This is a genomic window from Paenibacillus sp. D2_2, from assembly GCF_031199965.1.
Taxonomy (GTDB): domain Bacteria; phylum Bacillota; class Bacilli; order Paenibacillales; family Paenibacillaceae; genus Fontibacillus.
Genome location: NZ_CP133605.1, coordinates 674,866 through 695,352, shown reverse-complemented (window position 1 = coordinate 695,352; position 20,487 = coordinate 674,866). Strand labels below are relative to the sequence as shown.

Below are 20,487 nucleotides of genomic sequence, written 5' to 3'. Positions count from 1 at the left end.
TTAACACCCCTTTAGATTTTCATTTGTCCAGCCAGCCTGTATTCTATCGATTAGATATAACGACCTGTGGTAGTAGTTGATCAATCATCTCTCTGGTCGCAAGATCATCTGCGAATGCAGTCGCGCTCCCTGCGGCAACCCCAGTACGAAAAGCCGCGATAGGATCACCGGTTTGCACCAGCGTACCTACGAAGCCTGCGATCATAGAGTCGCCTGCCCCACCGAGTTCTTGACTTGTCCCGCTGGCACGTTCGCATGATACACAGCAGACTCGGTTATTAGCAGAGCCCCTTCAGCAGCCATAGAGACGAGGACATTCTTGGCTCCAGCCTCCAACAGTTTGCGTCCGTACACTGCCACATCCTCCATGGAATTCAACTCAGTACCATACAATTCAGCGAGTTCATGGTGATTCGGTTTGACGAGCAACGGACGATGCTTGAGCGCCTTGAGCAGCGCTTCACCAGTCGTATCGATCACAAACTCGGCGCCCCTTTGCTTACTAACCTGAATCAGTCGTTCATAAAAATCATTACCAAGCGACGGTGGAATACTGCCTGATAAGATCACGATGTCATCCTCCTGCAATGCGGATAGCTTCTGTATCAACTGCTCCGCTTCCGCTTCGATGATGTCCGGCCCTAGACCGTTGATCTCCGTCTCCTCGCCGTGCTTCAGCTTGATATTAATCCGTGTGTCACTTGTTATCGTTACGAAATCAGTTACTATTTGCTCTTCCTGAAATCTGTCGTTCACGTACCTTCCGGTGAACCCTCCAAGGAAGCCGAGCGCTGTATTTTCCGCACTAAGCTGGTTCAATACGCGCGACACGTTAATCCCCTTGCCTCCCGGAAGCTTCAGGTCCCGCTTCATCCGACTAAGACCGCCGATATTAAGTTCTTCTACCTCGACGATATAGTCCACAGACGGGTTAAGCGTTATCGTATATATCATGATGCTGATCCCTCGATTATTTTTGTTTTATGAGCGATGGCCTTCCGCAGATGATGAGGAACGTTATCCGTAATTAGAGTCGCCTCATTTAGATCCAGCAGCTTGGCAAAGGTAACCTCGCCGATCTTGCTTGAATCGGCCAGAACATATGTTTGACCCGATAATTGATGAGCGCGCCGCTTGATTAGTGCCTCCTCAGGGTCTGGGTGGTGTAACCCATCTCCAGATCGACTCCGTTCGTCCCGAGAAAGCAGCGGTCGAACCGGAAATTATCCATGTTCTGCAGGGCGATGCTCCCAATGACGGCCTTGGTATGAATCTTCATCATCCCTCCAAGCAGATAACTGCGGATTCGTTGGTTAACCAAAGCTTCAACATGAGACAGTCCATTAGTCACAACCGTTACATTCTCCGCTTCAATATATGAGATCATCGCTAGAGTAGTAGTTCCCGCATCCAAATAAATACATTCATTGTCCCGGATTTCCCGGGCGGCTAGACGGGCAATAACTTCTTTCTCTTGAATGTTTTTGAACGTTTTCTCATCCATCCCCGGCTCCTGGCTTTTCTGATTCAGCAAGCTGGCTCCGCCGTGGATTCGCTTCAGCAGATGGCGGCCCTCAAGATCAACCAGATCCCGCCGGATCGTCGATTCTGAAGCCCCGATGGCTTCAACAAGTTCTTGCAGCTTAACAACACCTTGGCTTTGCAAGCGCTCTAATATTAAGTTGTAGCGTTCTTCTGTCAACATATCCATCCCTCCATCTGTTCTTATCATACCACATGCCGCTCATTAATCAATCATTTTCTATCATAAACATTCAAATTCATTCAAAATCATTCGTCTCCCCCTCTTTACGACCGAACTATGCCCGCCACAAAAAGTCCAAAACTGCAAATATGCTCATTTTTTAGATCCCCATATTGTAACGAAACTAGGTATCGCTATTTACGTCAAAGAGGGCGAATTAATACTCTAACGAAACTGGGTATCGCTATTATGGGAACCAAGGGGTTAAATTGCGGTTTTTTACCCAAATAGCGTTATGGTGTTTCGTTAGATTCCCATTCCCCTCATTATTGTGTAAATAGCGTTATGGTGTTTCGTTAAAGTTTGTGGGACTTACTTACGCTTTTCCAACAGTCTGATTATCGCAGGAATTTACCCGCTTAGATCGATATGTTGGTGAATTCCAGCATTATTGCAGGCTTTTCCCGGAGAAGTATAGGATTTATACACCATATACCACACAAAAAAAGAAAACCCTAGTCTCTAAAGACAGGGTTCCCATAATTAATCAATCTATATTTCACACGTATTACGTACAACCGGATTCCTATCAGGTTCCAGGATAACTACAACACCAAGCCAACCTCAGCCGCACATTGTTCCTGTTCCTGCATTATCTCTTCTTCTTCTTCCGCAAATACTTACGCCCTCTCCAGCGGAAGTATGAGAGTACTCCGCGGATATACTCATCCGCAATCATGCAAGAGTAGATAGCGACGATGCCCCAGCCAAGCGATACCCCCAGCAAGTAAGAGCAGCCTGTCGCGACAACCCACATGAAGATCAGAGAAATCTTCATTGTATAACGTGTATCCCCAACGGCGTTAAGCGAGTTGCCGAGCGCCATATTGACCATTTTGCCCGGTTGAAGCATAAGATTCATCCATAGCAGCGTTACGCAAAGTGCCAATATATCACTATCCTGTGTAAATAGACGTAGCACATGAGTCCCGAAGACAACGAGAATAAAAGCATTCACAATGACCAACGGTAGCCCGACGGTAAGAACTTTATAAGCAGCCCGATAAGCTTCTCCCGTCTTCCCTGCTCCATACAGATGTGCAATCTGGATCTGTGCGGCCAATGCAAGAGAGAAACCCAGCAAGAAGCAGAACGATTCCAACGTATTCATATAGGTTCTGGCTGCTAGCTCTGTCGAGCCGAGCATCGCCAGGAACGAGAAAATTGCCAATTGTGAGAAAACCCAGTTCGCTGAATTGATTCCGAGCGGCCAGCCAATCTGGAGGACTTCTTTGAAAAGCTTACGGTCAAAGATACGGAAATCGCTGAACTTAATCTTACGTTCGAATGAGCCAAGGAAAATAACAAACAGGACGATCGTAGCGATTAGACGGCTGGTTACCGTTGAGATAGCTACACCTGGTAAAACCTAATTGCGGGAAACCGTAGGCACCAAAAATAAAACCGTAATTCATCACAATATGAATCACATTCATGCCAACGGCAATGATCATCGGTCCCTTCGTATTCCCTGTATTGCGGATAGCTGTACCTAATACCGCGATAGCGGCGATGAGAATCATACCACCGCCAACGATAGGAATATAGGTATCCGCCAAAGGCAGCAGTTCATTCGGAAGCTGCAGCATTTTAGCGATCGGATGTGGGAAAGTAACTAACAGCACGCTTAACGCAAGCCCAATGGCTATGGTTACTTTGAAGGAAATGATTCCGACCGTCCTAGCATCCTCATTCAGACGAGAGCCAATTTTCTGAGCGATAACGATCCCCGCCCCGCTAGCTACCGTAGCAAATAGTGTCGTAAGGGCGTTAAATAGCTGATTGGAGAAACCAACAACAGCTACCGCATTATCAGATATCCGACTCACCATCAAAGTATCGACGGAGCCCAGCAGAAATTGCAGAAACTGTTCAATAAATATCGGCCAAGCGAGCAGCCAGAGGTTAAATTTATTGCTCTCGTTGCCCTTGGATTTCATCATTATTACAACCTCCTGAAGAACAGAGACGCTACTACGCTGCTGCTCTTATCAAACTTATTGACATGAATCACATTATAGATGCATTATTAAAATTAATGTATCAAATAATCAACTCAATCTATCATAATTCAAACCTTATTCATCGCACCTGGAGGTGGATATATGCCTCATATTATCGAAATAACCGCTCCCCCGCTGCCGCAATATATAATTAGCGGATCTACACATATGTCCTATGGCGGAAAGCATCTCAGCCGCAAAAATATTGGAGTATTCGACTTACTTGTCGTCTCCCAAGGGTGTCTTTACGTCGGAGAAGAGAAGCAAAATTATGAGGTCTCCGCAGGACACGCCCTCATCCTTCGCCCGGATTGCTATCATTATGGCTTCTCCGGCTGCAAAGAGGATACGGTCCATCATTGGCTTCATTTCCAGATTCCCGGGACCTGGTGTGTTATCGACCAGACGGAATACTGCAAGCAGCATTCAGACCCAGAAGGCGAGGATACGGCGTATATGTCGCTTCATCCCTTCACTACGACGCCATTCACACTGGCTGTACCGCAGTTCACCCTGCTTCCCCAGCTACAGAAGGTAACGGATACGATTGACGAATTAACAGAGATGAATCGCGCATCTCATCACAGCAGTGTGCGACTGAAGCAGCAAGCTCTATTCCAAGAAGTCATCGGTCTATTGGCCGCATCTTTGGAAACCAGCGCTCCATCCCCCGGCTCGGTATGTGCAGAGAAGGCCGCTTCCTATCTACGCGAGCATTACCGCGAGCCGTTCTCTGCCAAAAGACTCGGAGAGAGCATCAATTTTCATCCCGTCTATATTGCCAGATGCATGCAGAAGGTGTTCGGGTGCTCGCCGGCGGCGTATATGCTGCTGATCCGAATCGAGCATTCCAAGCTACTGCTCGTTCAGACCGATATGCCCGTTGAACGGATCGCAGAAGAAGTCGGCTTCAATCATGCGGCATATTTCACCGCCTGCTTCACTAAGCAGGAAGGCTTGTCCCACGCAAGTTTCGCCAGCATTTTGCCTGGAATAGGGAGTCCTGATCCTTGCTATAGTTAGAGTAGTATTTTCCAGCAATATATTTTTTGCTTATGCACTACTTCTCCTCTATAATGCAAGATAACGAACCAAATACATTTAAGTGCTTGTTCAGTGAACTTCCGGAGCAGAGAATCGACCTTTTGAACAAGAACTTATACTGGAGGAAATGTTTTGACACAAGTGAAAATTTTCGCGGACAGTATCTCCGATATTCCACAGTCCTGGATCGAACAATATGACATTGGGATCGTACCGTTATATGTAGTGTTTGGCGAGACTGCCTATAAAGACAGACTTGAAATCACTACCAACGACATCTACAGCAGAGTCGAGGCGACTGGAGAATTGCCACGCACGTCTGCCCCTTCTCCTGCGGATTTCATAGCGGCCTTTTCTCCCTGGATCGAGCAGCAGAACCAGATCGTATTTATCAGCATGTCTTCCAAGCTCTCGTCAACCTATCAGAGTGCTATGATCGCCGCAGCAGAGTTACCAGAAGGAAGTGTACATGTCGTTGATTCACTGAATGTGTCAGGAGGCATCGCTCTCCTTGTTATGAAGGCCGTCTTGGCAGCCAAGGCTGGCATGAGCGCAGCGAACATCGCCTCCATGCTCCATGAACAACGGGATCGCTGTGAAATTGAGGTGCTCGTCGATACGCTGGACTACCTTCATAAAGGAGGCCGTGTGTCCAATCTTCAGCATATGATTGGTAGCCTACTCAAAATTCGTCCCATTTTGCGCATTAAAGAAGGTGTCGTCGTTTCTGCCGATAAATATCGGGGCAAAACAGAAAAAGCCGTGGAGCGTATGTTGAACTACATCACAGATAACTTCCATAAGATCGACCGGGATTTGATCATCGTTGCACAAACGCTTGCGGATAAAACCGCTGAATATATCAAGACAGCATTATTGGAGCGGACAGACGTAAAAGAAGTAGCTATCATTGAAGGCGGCTGTGCTATTTCCTGCCACTGCGGACCACGTACCGTTGCCATTATGTATATGAAAAAACAGCTATCCTACTAATACGTTAATTCCCTTTTACCCAAACTTTAATATCAACTATAAATGGCCATTTTCCAAGCGCTGATTGCTCGGAAAATGGCCATCGTTATAATTGCATTATTTCTTTCCTGGATCGATATCCTGTGGACGCAAGCCCTCCCATATGTTCGCAATATCCACTTGCTCCGGATGCTCAAATACAAGGAACGCAGTCGGCAAATAACGTTCACCATACTCAGATGAAGGCTTATTAACGATCTCCCCGCCTTTAGTAACCAATACGGTCGAGGAGCCCCCGTCCAAGTTGGCGGCGATGACAGCCCCATGATCCAGCATGATCTGCTGGACATCATAGAGACTGGCGCCAATACTATATCCTGGCTGACGTCCATCGATCACGACGAACAGAATTGCTCCGTCCTCACGCTGTCCCATCGCCGTACGTGGTGCAATGCCCCAGCCTTCCTTCTGGCTCTTAATCTGACCTTTACCGTTCACAATAATTCTTGGCTGAAAGGTTACTGCTTCTTGAATGTTCAGATCCTTCAGTTCATTCAGCGTATAATTTCCGGCGATCATCTTCCCCTGCTTGTCGATCCCAACAATCTGGGTAGAAGCCTTCTTAGAATCAAGTCCGTTATAGTACAGCTTGCCTTGTGAGATGACGACGCCAATCGGCTTGAAGCCATTCCCTTTCCAGTTCGGATCGGCGAAGCCTCCCCATTGATTCCCGCAACAGCACCAGTCCGTTCAACCATACTGGACACTTTCTCACCCTTACCACGTTTGTCCGGGACGCCAAGCTTGATCTTCGTGGGATCATTTACCGTTATGACATAACCGTGATACCCCTTACCAGAAACTTCCTCAATTTCAGTAAGCGGTTTGGTTTCTTCACCCTTATCCCCAGCGCTTCCAGGTTGAGGTGTAATCGTATGTGTATCCTTCTCTTCGCCCATTTCTACAAATTGCTTCTGATATTCAGCAACCCGTCTATCCAGTTCCGCTTGTCCGATCAAATATTTCGCCCAGTGTCTATGCTGGGTAGTAATCAGTGTATCTGCCATCAAATAGAGCATTTTATTGCCAGACGGCGTTAAATACAACCATGCCTCGCACATCCCGATCAGCACAATCATTACCATCAAAATTCTTCCGACCGTCCGGAAGAAGCCCTTCTTTTTGCGCTTCCGCTTCTTGGAAGGTTTACGAGTTGTTGATGTGCTACCTTTCTTCCCTGCCCCTCCCTGTCTCGCCGAAGAACGGCTAGGCAATGATGATACCGGATCCATAACATTTCCCCTAACTATCCAGATTTATGTACTATTTTAGAGGTAGTTCAAAAAGTCCGCAAAACCGAACTTTTTGAACACTCACTTTTGTAAACGCTTGGAAGGCTGAGAAAGTTTCGGTCGCATGACAATGCAAAACGCCCCCATCCGGTAATCAACGGATGGGGCGAATCAATGGTCCACTAATCCAGCTGCGCTTCCTGGCGAATACGCTCCAACAAAGCCGCGCAGCCCCTGCTGACCAATTCGTAGACTTCTTCAAATTTCCCGGTATAGTATGGGTCCGGTACTTCTTTGTTCACCGCTTCCGGAACCAGATCAAGCAATTTAACAATTTGCGCATGCGTGCTTTGCGCTAACTGTCTTAGGTCCTTCTCATTCTGAACATCCATAGCCACAATGTAGTCGAAGCTGGAGAAATCCGTAGCCGCGACCTGTCTAGCCTTTAGTCCTTCATAAGAAATCCCGTACTGATCAAGAATTCCTCTCGTCCCGTGATGTGGCGGCTTTCCGATATGCCAATTGCCCGTGCCTGCAGAATCGATTAGGAACTGGTCCACTAACCCTTCCTCAGCCACCATATGCCGAAATACTGCTTCCGCCATAGGCGAACGGCATATATTGCCTAAGCATACAAATAGTACTCCTATTCTCTGTTTACTCTCCACGTATCCTCACCTCAACCCGATACTACATGATTGAAGTTGCCGTGACAAGCCTCTCCTGAATCTCACGATTAATCCGATTGCGCATATCGATAATATACTGCTCATTACGAGGATATTCAGAGAATGTAATTGGCTCTACCAGGGTCTCCTCGATAATGCCCATCACGAATTCCTTAGAGGTCAAGCTCTCCAGCAATTTCATCGCTCGTAGGTCATACAGCGCTTCGCGAAATACTTTGAGCCTGATTGAAGTTACCGGGCTTCCATCTCGTCCCGGATAGACCAGGAAGGCGTCCCCGGAAGGGAACCCGCAGCCTGCATCAGTAACTGCATAAGGATCGATCGAGTGAATGGAGAATTGCGTATACCAAAAGTTGTAGCCCCAATGCAAAAAGCCGGCGATATCAAATTTATAGAGCTGGGTTGCAATGATTCGATTGCGACGGCTCGGCATCGCCATGAATCGATTACTCACTTTATTATGCTGAGCGCAGCAGTAATACGTCCACAGGTTCGGCACCTTCGCATCAATGAATGCATCGATATGATCATTTGCCGGAATAGGGGTCTTGATCAAGCCTTTCTCATAGAACTCGTAATCAGAGAGCGCATCGATCATCTTGTACCCACGCAAATGCGGTTCCATGATTTTGCAAGCCCGGCGATAACTGTCCAATTGCTCCAAGTTCGGCTCATCCGATATATGAAAATAACAACGCTCCTGAATCCCCCATTCCTCCAAGGCAGAGGTTAGCTGCGGCAGGAGTGTGTCTAAAAATTTCCGGTACTCTTCTCCGCTGGCATCGGTATCCCATCCGAAAATAGCTCGTTCTTCCCCACCGATGCTGGCAACAATCTTGGGAGCAGATACCGCTCCCCACTGCGTGAACAAATGGGACATCTCGAAATATTCCATGCCTGTTCGCAGAGCCATTTCCACGAACCTTCTTAATTTCTGAAAATCAAATGAATAATTACCTTCATCATCTACATGGACCTTAACGAGTTGAACGGTAGGCCGCTCGCCCCCGATCTTGGTATCAAGCGGCGGCGTAAACAATGGAGTCAAAATCATGTTCATACCGTGCTCAGCCGCTGTCTTCATATAGTCCTCTATCAGTGTCCAATGAGGCTCGCTCAATTCCTCTACTCCATAATGCGTGCTTAGGCAATCATAATGGAACCAGCCTGTATGGATTAACGTCTGCTTAGGAAGTACACAATCGATCAAGGAGATGGTATGGCTGACCTTAGTGAGCTCTGTTCTATCCTCATGCAGAAAACGAATGATTACCGTCGCATCCTGTAGCGCAGTATCTTCTGCGAACTCCGCCTCCACCCAAATGCTCCGCCATTGTCCTGGCAGTACCTTGATATTGTCGTCCGTCAGCTCCAACAGCGGATCAGGAAATAACCCCGGCTGCTTTGTCAGATAATCCGTGTCTGTCTTCGGATATGTCGGCATCTCCGAAGGCACGACTCCTACACTGCTCATCTTCACATTCATGCATGGAGCCGATACCGCTTCGACACGAAGATACTGAGCCTCGGCGACCTCCTCGGGATCTATGTAGTAAGCGATCTGGAATGAATATTTCTCACCGCGAAAAACTGATTCGACCAAACTACAAGCTGAAATCGGTTCTTCATGAAGGAACACTTTCTCCAGAGAGGATAATTTCTTAACCTTGAGGTTCATAGTATTCAACAGCCTCCAGTATGAGATATTTACCTATACCTATAGTTAAACCTATGGTACTCCCCGGATATCATAATGTAAACGTTCTATATTGACTTTTCAGGGTTCCTCCCTACGTATCTTCGCAACCTAAATTAAAGGGTAGCCGACTCATCGGCTGCCCAATTGTAAGACGTAGCTTGTCTATATAGTTTATTGAAACTCTTTCTTACGATAGATAATTAGAGCAATAAAAAAGAAAGAATATACAGGATTAGGCCAAATATCGTATACATGATTGAAACGTATAGTGATGGATCAATATATAAATCCGATAGCGGTAATCGCTCGATTAGATAGCCAATTAAGCCTTGTAATCCAAAACTAGCGACAAGCCCCCCAACGGCACCTCCAATTGTAATCGCATCCGATTTTTCTGCCCAAAAAAGATAGAGGAGAGGATAAGCGATCGCACCACCAATCTTTTCCTTCAATTTGGCATCTTTATAGATGTTATCTTCACCGAATATTTTAACTGTTCCGCTGTCTTTAGATATTAATTCTAGCACCGTTTTAAATGTTGTTGATTTACCTGCCCCGTTATCGCCAATGAACCCAACAATAGATCCGGACGGCACATTGAATGAAATGTCATTTAAGACAGCTTTATCTCCAAATGACTTGCTCATATTCTCAATTTCTAAGATGTTTGACATTATTTGACTCCTATCTTTCGTAATCAGAGTATAACAAAACACCGCGCGCTATGAACTGCGCGCGGTGTTGCTATCATATTACCGTTAGTTCGGGAAAACAGTTATTATTTCCGAACAACCGTGTATCCTTTATCCTCTAACAGTTTGATGATTCCATTCTCACCCAGATAGTGGGCTGCACCAACAACGATGAAATACTCTTCTTCTTACCGTTTTTCAAGTATCCCTCAATTTTATCGGCCATCTTAATGTTTCTGTCGATCAGCATCGCTTTGTTATATTCCCCATCAGCGGCTATGCTATTTGTTAACTCCAGGAGTTGCTCCTCGCTGCCTGTTTTCCACATCTCAGCCATCTTCTCCACAGAGTCATCTAGCACATCAAAATTGTCCAGGACATTATTAAGATTTTTCTCCTGTAATTCCTTGGAGAAACCATCTAACATACCAAGCTGAGATTCATAGGATTCCAGCTCAAGCACCGAAATTTTACGTTCAATCGCTTTCTGAATAAAATACAGGTCGATCCCCGAAGCCGCCTCGTACCCGGCCTTTACCGATTTCAAACTGTTGATCGTGGTTCCCACAACCCAAGGTTTAAATGCGTCCAAAGCATCTGGCTTCATGCCGCTTTGTTCCAGAATCTTGCCGACTTTGGCATAAGTCGCGCTAGACACATGATCCTTCAACGTTGTTCCATCCTGATACATGCTCGTATCCATAATCACTTTTTGCTGCGCCTCGTCGGCTGCTTTGCTTATGTCGATCTCTACACCCAGATAGTCAGCCTCTGCAAAAGCTTTTTCAACTTCCGGACGAAGCGGGTAGAAGCTGTCATTGGCAATATGCATAGAGCCTACCAAATACACTGTATTACCATTGTTCTCTACTTCCCACATGAATCCGCGGCCACCAGTTTGGGTGGATGCTTCTGCTTTGGGAGCCAACAGAATCGTACGCGACTTGGCATCCCAGCGAACCTCATAGCCCGCTGCGTTACCAACTACCCGAATAGGAGCATATATCTCACCATTGATTCGTTTGAGCTTACTTTTTAGCGTGATCGTTTTACCATTTACTACCGCGTGAATCGTGTCATCTGCCACATCCGTAAGCTTCGCATCCATGGCCTGGAGCGTCATTCTCAGCGGAACATATGTTGTCCCTTGATCGATGACCAGTGTACCTCCGGTATAGTTAACATTTTGATCATTCACTTTGACTGCTGGCTGCTGAGGTGCAGCCATGGTAGCAGGGGCTGTTGAGGTAATAAGCCCCGCCGAGATAATGATTGATAAGAATATACGTTTCCAATTTTTCATTATACAATTCTCCTAATATTTATGGACTAATATTACGATGTTTTCGCTCTATAGTTACTCTCTAAATCTTGTAAGCCTTCATCGCCTTACGCAGCTCTTTGATCGTAGGACGCTTACCGTATAGCAGCACGCCCGTACGGTAAATCTTCGCAGACAACCATCCGCATACATAGATGGAGATCAGCAGGATGACAATTGAGACGATAATCTCCCAGGTCTTCGGCGCACCTACACCCATCCGGACGATCATACTGACCGGCGAGAAGAATGGAATATAGTTGCAGACCTTCATCAGCATTGAATTAGGCGCACTCATGCTGAAGGTTCCGATATAGAATGCGGCTAGCGAGAGCATTGTAATCGGCATTACCGCTTGACCCAGATCCTCTGTCCGGCTAACGAGCGAGCCGACTGCAGCGAACAAAGTTGCATACAGGAAGAAGCCGAGAATGAAATATACCAAACCAAGGATAAACACTGTCGGATCCAACTGAGAGAGATTCAGATCATAACCGCTCAAAGCAGTTCGGTTATATGGCAATGCCAAGTTCCCGGCTAAAACGGCAGCAAAGATAACTATCTGTAGTAGGCCGATAAAGAACATGCCGAATATTTTACCGAACATTTGCGTAATCGGAGATGTGCTTGTGATCAGAATTTCCATGATCCGCGAACTCTTCTCGGAGGTAACTTCCGCGGCAATCATGTTTCCGGTCATCATATTTGTCATGAAGAAAAGAATGATCAGTATATACATCGCTGCAATGTTAGCAGGTGAGAAATTCTTCTTCTCTGGCCCGGCTTCCTCACCATTCTGAGCCAGCTTGTGCACGTCTATCTGCACTGGGGCATTCAATTCAGCGACCTGGGTATCTGTTAACGAGCCCTTGGTAATGTATTCCGTCTTCACACTCTGCAGGGAAGCCTGTAATTCAGTCTGGATTCCACTGTCGATACTATCTTTTTTGGAAATATAGTTAACAGCCGGGAAGTCCTCCCCATTTGCCTTAACGAGTTGCAGGTACCCGCTGATCTTACCGCCCTCCAGGTCTTTATTTAGACCCTCATCAGCCTGCTCATACTTTACAAATTTCAAGCCTGATACAGGGAGCTTGTCATGGTACTTCTCCAAAGAACCCGCAAGATCTGGGTAATCTGCATACACGAGCCCTACAGTAACCGGACCGTTTTCTTTTCCTGTAAATTTATCAATTAAATAAGGAACATGAATACCAATCGTCATCAGCAGAGCCAATACCAAGGTGGTTATGAGAAAAGATTTTGTCCTGACTTTATTTAAAAACGTAAACCCAATTACCGTACCCAGCTTATTCATGAACTTCACCAACCTCTCTAATAAAGATTTGATTCAATGTCGGCTCTTTAATCTCAAAGTGCTCCACTTCACTCTCATCCATTGCTTTGCGCAAAATGGATTTTGCCGCAGCCACATCAGAGATCTTGATCAGATATCCCCGCTCCTTACGCTCGACTTTCTCCACTCCGTGCAGCAATTCCAGACCGTTTACTTCACCAGAGGTGTAGAGAAGAACCTCTTCCCGTGGATAACGTTTCTTTATCTCACGCAGGTTCCCCTGTAGTATCGTTTTGGAGCGGTCCAGAATCGTAATATTGCGGCATAATTCTTCTACATGTTCCATACGGTGGGTCGAGAACAGAATACTGGTTCCTTCTTCACGCAGTTCCTTGACTGTGGCTTTGAGCAGTTCTACATTCACAGGATCAAGTCCACTAAACGCTTCGTCCAAAATTACGATTTTCGGTTTATGGACAACGGCCGCGATGAAGCCCATTTTCTGCTGATTCCCTTTGGATAACTCTTCAATCCGCTTATCGTAATAATCCGGTACTTCAAACCGTTCAAGCCAGTAACGCAGGCTCTTCTCAGCCTCCGCCTCCGACATACCACGTAATTTAGCCAAATATTTAATTTGATCAGAGACCTTCACTTTAGGGTATAATCCGCGTTCTTCTGGCAAATACCCCATTCCTTGCTGCAGTTCCTTCCCAAAAGGCTTCCCATGATATAGAATCTGGCCTTCATCGGGATAAATCAGCCCTAACACCATTCGCATCGTTGTCGTCTTCCCGGCTCCGTTGGCACCGAGCAGGCCATAAATTTCTCCAGCCTCTACCTGCAGTGATATTTGGTTGACCGCAGTCTTGTCGCCGAATTGCTTAACAACCTTCTCAAGAACTAAAGGTTTTACCATATTTCGTTATCCCCCACTTATTTTAGATTTGAAATATCTATTTATAGAACAATGTCTACACTATCAATTGCTCAGGCTCATGCCCTTCGATCCACAACCGCAATATTTCCTCTAGTTCGAGAGTCCGCGACTTCACGATCTGCGTTCCTGTGGCCGCCAAGTAATTCGTCCATTGTTCATTATCCCGGACGATGATTCGCGTCAATGTCGGTCCATCCGGCTGACATTTGGCAACTCCACTTACCTTGCTAAGCACTTCCGGTACCCCTTGAACCCACAGTTCCTTCCAAGTGCCGTAGAGTGAGTCCTTCTCCGCCACGCCGAGAACCTGCCCCTCGTTAACCAGTACGATATAGTCAGCCAATCTCTTGACCTCATCTACAATATGAGTCGATAACACGATCGTGACTTCTTCGTTCTCCATGCAAGCCTGGAGTTCGTCGATCATATCGCCCCAGGCGAATGGGTCGAGACCTGAAGACGGCTCATCAAGCAGCAGCAGCTTAGGTCTGGACGCAAGGACAGCGGCAATTTCGAACTTACGTCTCTCCCCTTTGGACATTCGATTTAACCGCTCATTACGTGGAACGTGGAACTTATCCATTAGTTCATTAAAACGTGCTTCATCCCAATTCGGATACCAGTGTGAACGGAACCTGGCTGCTACATCAGCGGTCAAGCGATTCTCCTCTAAAGTCGGGATTTCTGGTACATAGCCTATGCTCTGCCTTAATATTAAGGGCAACTCTCCGCTGTAAGACTCGCCATACCAGCGAATCGTACCCTGATCCGGTTTGATCGTCTTAAGCATCATATTCATCATCGTGCTTTTTCCCGATCCATTAGTTCCAACGAGAGCAACGATATAACCTTGTGGAATATTAAGGTCAATCGGCCCGATCGAGCGTCTCCGCCTCTGCTTTAAAGCTCCTCTAAGTTCAATCGCCATTTTCTCTGTCACTCGGTATCCCTCCCGCCATCTTTATGATATTTTTGCTTCAATATCTTTAGAAACAATTGTTTCAATTCTTCTTCTCCATACTGAACGGAAATGCCAGTATCTACAGCCGTCTCTACCGCTGCTTGAACAACCGTCCTCCGATACTCATTTCGTTCCCCTGTTCCGACCTTAGCGACAAAGGTCCCTGTCCCTTGCTTTGTTCTAAGCAAGCCTTCATTCTCTAAATCCTGATAGACTCGCCGGATCGTAATGACACTACAGCTTAGGCTCGCGGCAAATTCACGAATTGACGGCAACAGCGTTCCTTCTTCGATTTGTCCGCTGACGATCAATGATTTAAGTTGAGTCTCAATCTGGTGGTACAAGGGCTCTGCGCTTTGTTCATCAATTTGAATCGGAATCCACACCTTTCACATCACCTCCGGCCACTAAATCTGCTATAGCATCCTATCAAACTAAATCTCGATCTGTTAATTTCCGTATAGTCAATAAACCTGTGAAATAAAGCAACAGCACGCCAACTAGAAGAGTTCCCCACATGATTGGTGATAACAAAGCATAACGTACGGAAAGATCCATCGTATATTTCACTAAATTACCTTGGAGAACAGCTACAGCAAACGTTATTATCACCATGCTAAGCATAAGAAGCATACCAAGCCAGAAATATATCTTTCCTCTTTTCAAAAATTCTAAGTATATATAGAGTCCATTTATAATCAGAGCATACCCGATCCACGTTAAAGCGAAGGAGATATATTCAATAACGCTCATTTCCTTATTAAGGAATATAAAAACAAAGTATATTGTCGAGAAAAGGATAATACTGTTAAAAATAATCGTAAACACCAGTTGGACGTACCGGCTTTTCATGACCGTCTTGACCGGAATCGGAAGCGTACGGTAATAACATAACATTCGCGTGTACGAATCTTCCTTCAAATAATTAAATGATCTACGTGAGAAGAAAAATCCGATCATAGGTACCATCATCAGCATAAGATAATCCGCCAATGGATGAATATTCGTATCGGCATGATCCACGGAATATAGCATAAAGCTGAACATCGCTCCGCCATATATCATGAATATCGCGTTCCAGATCAGATACATTCGGTCGGTATATAAATCTTTTTTGAAAATCACCCAGGCGTCCTTCCAAGCTTTCAACTCCATCACCCTTCCTTAATCCCCATATCTTTATAACAACATCTCTATAAGTTCTCAGTTCCACTATAGATGAGCAGTTGCTATAACCACTGTGCTTACTGTTTATATCTTTATACACAGTATATACTGTGTATATCTGAACCGTCAATATAAAATTTTCCAATACTTCTCAGTAAAAAAGAACATGCCTAGGAGAATCACTTCCAGACATGTCCTTTTTTTCTGTTATCATCCGCCAACATCTGAAGACAAATTTGTAAAACTGAATTTTTTCAACTCTAAAGTATACAACAAAAAAATCCTGCAAATATGCAGGATTTTCTTCTTAAGCTCCCAATATAACTTCCCATACCGGCTTCGTATGTCCACCTGGATACAGCATATATAATAGGATATACACTGCTACCCCAGTAATTGCCGTAAAGAACCAAATCACCAATGTCGTACGGCCCCATTTACGGTGCTTGGCATACTTCTCCTTGAAGCCGAGCACGAGCGTCGTAATTCCAAATACCGCTGCCACGCTTGCCAGGACAATGTGGAAGATCAGAAATACTTGGTAGTATACCTTGAGATTATCTGGCCCTCCCCATGAAGTATTGCCGATAAATACGGTCCGCGACATATAAATGATGAAAAATAGCAATGCTGCAACCGCAGCCGCAATCATCGTCTTCTTATGCGCCTCGCGCTTCCCTTTAATAATCAGCGCCCAGCCGATCGCAACCAGCACGGCACTAATTACGATAAACGAAGTGCTAATCGTCGGAAATAATGTGAAAACGTCCATGACAAATCCTCCTACTTCATTTTGCTTATAGAGTTAGTTAGGGAGCATATTCCTCCGGTAGTATCTCCTCATCATCTTCTCTCCGGTTCTCCTGTCTGTACCACTGAAAAAACACGTAGGCCAACATCGAGGCAAAAATAGTCTCCTGAATGAACTTCATCAGAATTCCACCAACCTGCTGATCAACCACTGGTTCTAAATAGCCGAAGAACTGTGGTCCGCCAAACTGGCTTAGTAGCATCGTTGTATCCCCCGGAATACAATAGCCCATCGCCTTGGCCCAGACTACCGGATCACTATATGTCGTGTACATCGGATTTGGAGCAAAAATGATCAATCCACACGCTGGAGTTAAGAGTATCATATTGAGGAAGATAAAACCAACCTTCTTAACTCCCTTAACCGAAGTCATATCAGGTAGTGGATCTACTAATGTCCACCACATCAACACCGCCGTAATAAATAGCACGACATAGTACAGTCGGTGTACTCCGAAATGGAGCATCACGTAGTCATGAATAACGGGGATATGATAGAAAGAGAATAGCCCGTTAAATATGATTGCTGCAACGACAGGATGGATCAGAAATTTAAGAGTACGCAGAGGACTCCTTCTAAGCCAAGACACAACCTTGCGCCAGACCCAGACAGGAATACCAAGCATTAGAAGTGGTGGAGCCAACAAATACGAAAACGCCATGCTAATCATATGGAAGCTGAACATAATATGTCCTAGCAATTCTATAGGGCCGCCTTGAGCGATATACAACAAAGCCAGTCCGAGTAAGAATAGCAGCTTCCTATAGACGGGAACCTTCTCCCCTTGCCCGTATTTCTCGCTAAGCGGTCCGATCAATACGAAGTACCCCGCTATGATCAGCAGTACCGTTGCTAATGCAATCGGACTCCATACCTGTGTAAATGTAAAATATTCTAACCCGAGCACACGAACCCTTCCTTCCCGGAGACTTCGATTCTGTCGATATGATGGACCTCTAATTATTTATACATAAAAAGAGGGCTTGGAATCAAGCCCTCCCAATATTTCCTACCACCACATCCAGTATAGCGCGGCGATAATCGCCAAACTTGCAACGAAGAATCCCCCGGCCATGAACAAAATCGGTATCATATGTCCCTTATCTTTAAGATGCATCCAGTATCCCAGCTGAACAAGTACCTGAAGTACTGCCATAACCAGCAATAACAGAACAGTGAAGGCGATATTGACTCCGCCCGCCGCTACGGAAGCAAAAGCAATCAAAGTCAGAACGATGGAGAAAATAAACGCGATGACATGCTTCTGCGGTCCTTCTTGGCGATGCCGATGCTTGATCGTTGTGACGCCATTCGAATCGTGATTCGTCATGCTATCCTACCACCTTTCCAAGCAGGTAAACAACGGTAAAGATGAATACCCATACTACGTCGATAAAGTGCCAGTACATCGCCGACACATAAACCTTCGGAGCCGTAACTACGGTTAGCCCTTTTTTGAAGAGCTGGCCTATGATTATAGAAATCCACAGAACCCCAAACAAGACGTGTGCCCCGTGGAAGCCAACTAAGGTATAGAACGATGAACTGAACGCACTGGTCGTCATACCATAACCTTCATGAAGGACATACTGGGAAAACTCGTAAATTTCAAGTACAAGAAACGCTAGGCCGAGCAATACAGTCACGCCAAGCCACTTAGCCAGCACATTACGATTACCGCGATGCAATGCCTGTACGGCGAAGACGCTAGTCAAGCTGCTTATTAACAATATGAAGGTTGCCGCTGCAGTTATAGGCAAGCTGAACAATTCGCTGGCCGATGGACCGTCTGCCACTTGATTTCTCAGTGTCAGGAAGGTAGCGAAAAGCGTGCCGAACAATACGGCTTCTCCACCAAGGAAGAGCCAGAAGCCAAGCACTTTATTGCGACCTTCCAGCGTAGCTTTCTCTGGCTCATGAGGAAGGACGTTCGTTGCTTGCTCTGCATGAGGTGTTGTCATGCTTTTACCCCCTTCTCATTTAATTCAGACGGTTCGATATGCCAGCCGTGATCATCATACAGCGAACGTACCAGCATGCTTCCGAAAGTAATCGCGAGGCCAATGCCCGTTACAATATAGTTCCCAAAAATAAAGTTCATGAAGCTGTTACCGAAATCATCGCTCGTAAACATAAATCCAAGTCCTGCGATGAACAAACCAACTGACATAATAAATGGAAGAATTGTCGGTGACGGCATATGGATCGATCCGATCGGTTCAGCCGGAGTCATCTCCTTATTGCCCGCCATCTTCTCTTTCCAGAATGCATCAAGTCCACGAACAAGTGGAATCTGCTTAAAGTTATACTCCGGTGGAGGCGAAGATATCGTCCATTCCAGCGTACGTCCATCTTCCCAAGGATCATTAGAAGCATTCTTTGGTTTAGCTGCGGTAATGCCTACATTGATCAGGAACGCGATCACTCCGACACCCATTAGGAACGCGCCAACCGTACTGATTAAGTTCAGTAATTCAAAGCCCTGGTTCGGCAAATATGTAAATACGCGGCGCTGCATACCCATCAATCCAAGGAAATGCTGTACGAAGAAGGTCATGTGGAAGCCAATAATAAATGTCCAGAATTCGAACTTACCCAACTTCTCACTCAGTATCCGACCGAACATTTTAGGCCACCAATAATGAAGACCTGAGAACAATCCGAGAACAAGCCCGCCCACGATTACATAATGGAAGTGAGCAACTACGAAATAAGTATCATGATATTGATAGTCTGCCGGAGCTGAGGCCAGCATTACGCCGGTAACGCCCCCCATAACAAAGGTAGGAATAAACCCGACGGCAAACAGATTCGCTGTAGTAAAGCGAATTTGGCCACCCCACATCGTAAATAGCCAGTTGAATATTTTGATCCCGGTCGGTACGGCGATTAACATCGTAGCTATCGAGAACAATGCATTTGCGACCGGCCCGAGGCCTGTCGTAAACATATGGTGGGCCCAAACCATGAAGCCCAGGAAGGCAATCAAGATCGTAGCGAACACCATCGAGCTGTAGCCGAACAGGCGCTTGCGTGAGAATGTACTCACGACTTCAGAAATCACCCCAAAGGCTGGAAGTATCAGGATATAAACTTCAGGGTGTCCGAAAATCCAGAAGATATGCTGCCAGAGAACTGGGTTACCACCTTTGCTCACTTCGAAGAAATTAGCTCCCAATATCCGGTCGAAGGACAGTAGTACGAGACCAACCGTCACGGCAGGGAATGCGAACAGAATCATAGCCGAAGTTACAAAAGAGGTCCAGGTAAACATCGGCATCCGCATATACGACATCCCCGGAGCACGCATTGTGATGATCGTGGCCAGGAAGTTAATCCCCCCGATCAGTGTACCAAGTCCAGCAATCTGCAAGCCGATCGTATAGAAATCGACGCCATGCGTTAAGCTGTAAGCCGTTGTAGATAACGGGGTATAGAGGTCCAGCCCGCATCAGGAGCCCCTCCCATAAACCAGCTAATATTCAGCAATAAGCCACCGAATAGAAAGGTCCAGAACCCGAGTGAATTCAAGAACGGGAACGCAACGTCACGCGCCCCGATTTGCAGCGGAATTACCGCGTTCATCAAGGCGAAAATAACAGGCATAACCCCGAGGAAAATCATGGTCGTTCCGTGCATTGTAATCAATTCATTAAACTGCTGCGCCGTCACAAAATCATTCATCGGTTTCGCAAGCTGAACCCGGATAAGCAGCGCTTCAATCCCGCCGATTCCGAAGAAGAAAGCTCCCGCAACCAAATACAGAATGGCGATTTTCTTGTGGTCGACCGTCGTCAGCCAGTCCATCAATCCCTTGTGCCGCTTAACACTATG

14 protein-coding genes and 7 pseudogenes are annotated in these 20,487 nt (G+C 46.0%); 2 read left to right on the top strand and 19 right to left on the bottom strand.

Going from position 1 to position 20,487, the window contains the following annotated elements:
- Positions 1-43: 43 nt before the first annotated feature.
- The 3 pseudogenes from pfkB to RE628_RS03305 form a co-directional block, all read right to left on the bottom strand.
- A pseudogene (gene pfkB, locus RE628_RS03315) lies at positions 44-954 on the bottom strand (1-phosphofructokinase).
- Positions 951-1,705 (bottom strand): annotated as a pseudogene (locus RE628_RS03310) (DeoR/GlpR family DNA-binding transcription regulator). The pseudogenes pfkB and RE628_RS03310 overlap by 4 nt, the downstream one beginning before the upstream one ends.
- Before the next feature lie 652 nt (positions 1,706-2,357).
- A pseudogene (locus RE628_RS03305) lies at positions 2,358-3,708 on the bottom strand (MATE family efflux transporter).
- Positions 3,709-3,870: 162 nt separating this feature from the next.
- Here RE628_RS03305 and RE628_RS03300 point away from each other — a divergent pair.
- Positions 3,871-4,791: an AraC family transcriptional regulator gene (locus RE628_RS03300; protein WP_309157404.1), complete on the top strand. Its 921-nt coding sequence runs from the start codon at positions 3,871-3,873 to the stop codon at positions 4,789-4,791.
- Positions 4,792-4,944: 153 nt separating this feature from the next.
- Positions 4,945-5,805 carry a DegV family protein gene (locus tag RE628_RS03295; protein ID WP_309157403.1) on the top strand — a complete coding sequence of 287 codons (861 nt, stop codon included), beginning with the start codon at positions 4,945-4,947 and terminating at the stop codon, positions 5,803-5,805.
- Positions 5,806-5,901: 96 nt separating this feature from the next.
- On the opposite strand, the pseudogene RE628_RS03290 reads toward RE628_RS03295, so the two are convergent.
- The 16 genes and pseudogenes from RE628_RS03290 to ctaD all read right to left on the bottom strand — a co-directional run bounded on the left by RE628_RS03290 (position 5,902) and on the right by ctaD (position 20,460).
- Positions 5,902-6,929, bottom strand: a pseudogene (locus RE628_RS03290) (phosphodiester glycosidase family protein).
- 329 nt (positions 6,930-7,258) lie between these two features.
- Entirely contained in the window at positions 7,259-7,744 is a 486-nt protein-coding gene (locus RE628_RS03285; RefSeq protein ID WP_309157402.1) for a low molecular weight protein-tyrosine-phosphatase, read from the bottom strand.
- A 22-nt stretch (positions 7,745-7,766) separates the two neighbouring features.
- A complete protein-coding gene (locus tag RE628_RS03280) occupies positions 7,767-9,443 on the bottom strand; it encodes a DUF4091 domain-containing protein (protein ID WP_309157401.1) in 1,677 nt (558 codons plus the stop codon).
- Positions 9,444-9,898: 455 nt separating this feature from the next.
- Positions 9,899-10,138: pseudogene (locus RE628_RS03270) on the bottom strand (ATP-binding cassette domain-containing protein); the annotation flags it as partial.
- A gap of 104 nt (positions 10,139-10,242) precedes the next feature.
- Positions 10,243-10,305, bottom strand: a complete 63-nt coding sequence (locus RE628_RS03265) for a hypothetical protein (protein WP_309159347.1) — start codon at positions 10,303-10,305, stop codon at positions 10,243-10,245.
- A 101-nt stretch (positions 10,306-10,406) separates the two neighbouring features.
- Positions 10,407-11,264: pseudogene (locus RE628_RS03260) on the bottom strand (TraB/GumN family protein); the annotation flags it as partial.
- 256 nt (positions 11,265-11,520) lie between these two features.
- Entirely contained in the window at positions 11,521-12,795 is a 1,275-nt protein-coding gene (locus tag RE628_RS03255) for an ABC transporter permease (protein WP_309157400.1), read from the bottom strand.
- Positions 12,788-13,693, bottom strand: coding sequence for an ABC transporter ATP-binding protein (locus tag RE628_RS03250; protein ID WP_309157399.1), 906 nt, complete (start codon positions 13,691-13,693; stop codon positions 12,788-12,790). Before RE628_RS03250 ends, RE628_RS03255 begins: the two co-directional genes overlap by 8 nt.
- A 55-nt stretch (positions 13,694-13,748) precedes the next feature.
- Positions 13,749-14,654, bottom strand: coding sequence for an ATP-binding cassette domain-containing protein (locus RE628_RS03245; protein ID WP_309157398.1), 906 nt, complete (start codon positions 14,652-14,654; stop codon positions 13,749-13,751).
- Positions 14,651-15,061 (bottom strand): GntR family transcriptional regulator, encoded by a 411-nt coding sequence (locus tag RE628_RS03240; RefSeq protein WP_309157397.1) that lies wholly within the window; start codon positions 15,059-15,061, stop codon positions 14,651-14,653. The genes RE628_RS03245 and RE628_RS03240 overlap by 4 nt, the downstream gene beginning before the upstream one ends.
- 43 nt (positions 15,062-15,104) lie before the next feature.
- Positions 15,105-15,830, bottom strand: coding sequence for an ABC-2 transporter permease (locus tag RE628_RS03235; protein WP_309157396.1), 726 nt, complete (start codon positions 15,828-15,830; stop codon positions 15,105-15,107).
- Between the two features lie 319 nt (positions 15,831-16,149).
- On the bottom strand, positions 16,150-16,614 hold the full coding sequence (locus RE628_RS03230; RefSeq protein ID WP_309157393.1) for a DUF420 domain-containing protein: 465 nt from the start codon (positions 16,612-16,614) through the stop codon (positions 16,150-16,152).
- Positions 16,615-16,651: 37 nt separating this feature from the next.
- Positions 16,652-17,560, bottom strand: coding sequence for a cytochrome c oxidase assembly factor CtaG (gene ctaG / locus RE628_RS03225; RefSeq protein ID WP_309157391.1), 909 nt, complete (start codon positions 17,558-17,560; stop codon positions 16,652-16,654).
- A gap of 102 nt (positions 17,561-17,662) precedes the next feature.
- Positions 17,663-17,983, bottom strand: coding sequence for a cytochrome C oxidase subunit IV family protein (locus RE628_RS03220; protein ID WP_309157389.1), 321 nt, complete (start codon positions 17,981-17,983; stop codon positions 17,663-17,665).
- Position 17,984: 1 nt separating this feature from the next.
- Complete coding sequence (locus RE628_RS03215) at positions 17,985-18,614, bottom strand: cytochrome (ubi)quinol oxidase subunit III (RefSeq protein ID WP_309157388.1); 630 nt, start codon at positions 18,612-18,614, stop codon at positions 17,985-17,987.
- Positions 18,611-20,460, bottom strand: a pseudogene (ctaD, locus tag RE628_RS03210) (cytochrome c oxidase subunit I). The gene RE628_RS03215 and the pseudogene ctaD overlap by 4 nt, the downstream one beginning before the upstream one ends.
- Positions 20,461-20,487: the final 27 nt, after the last annotated feature.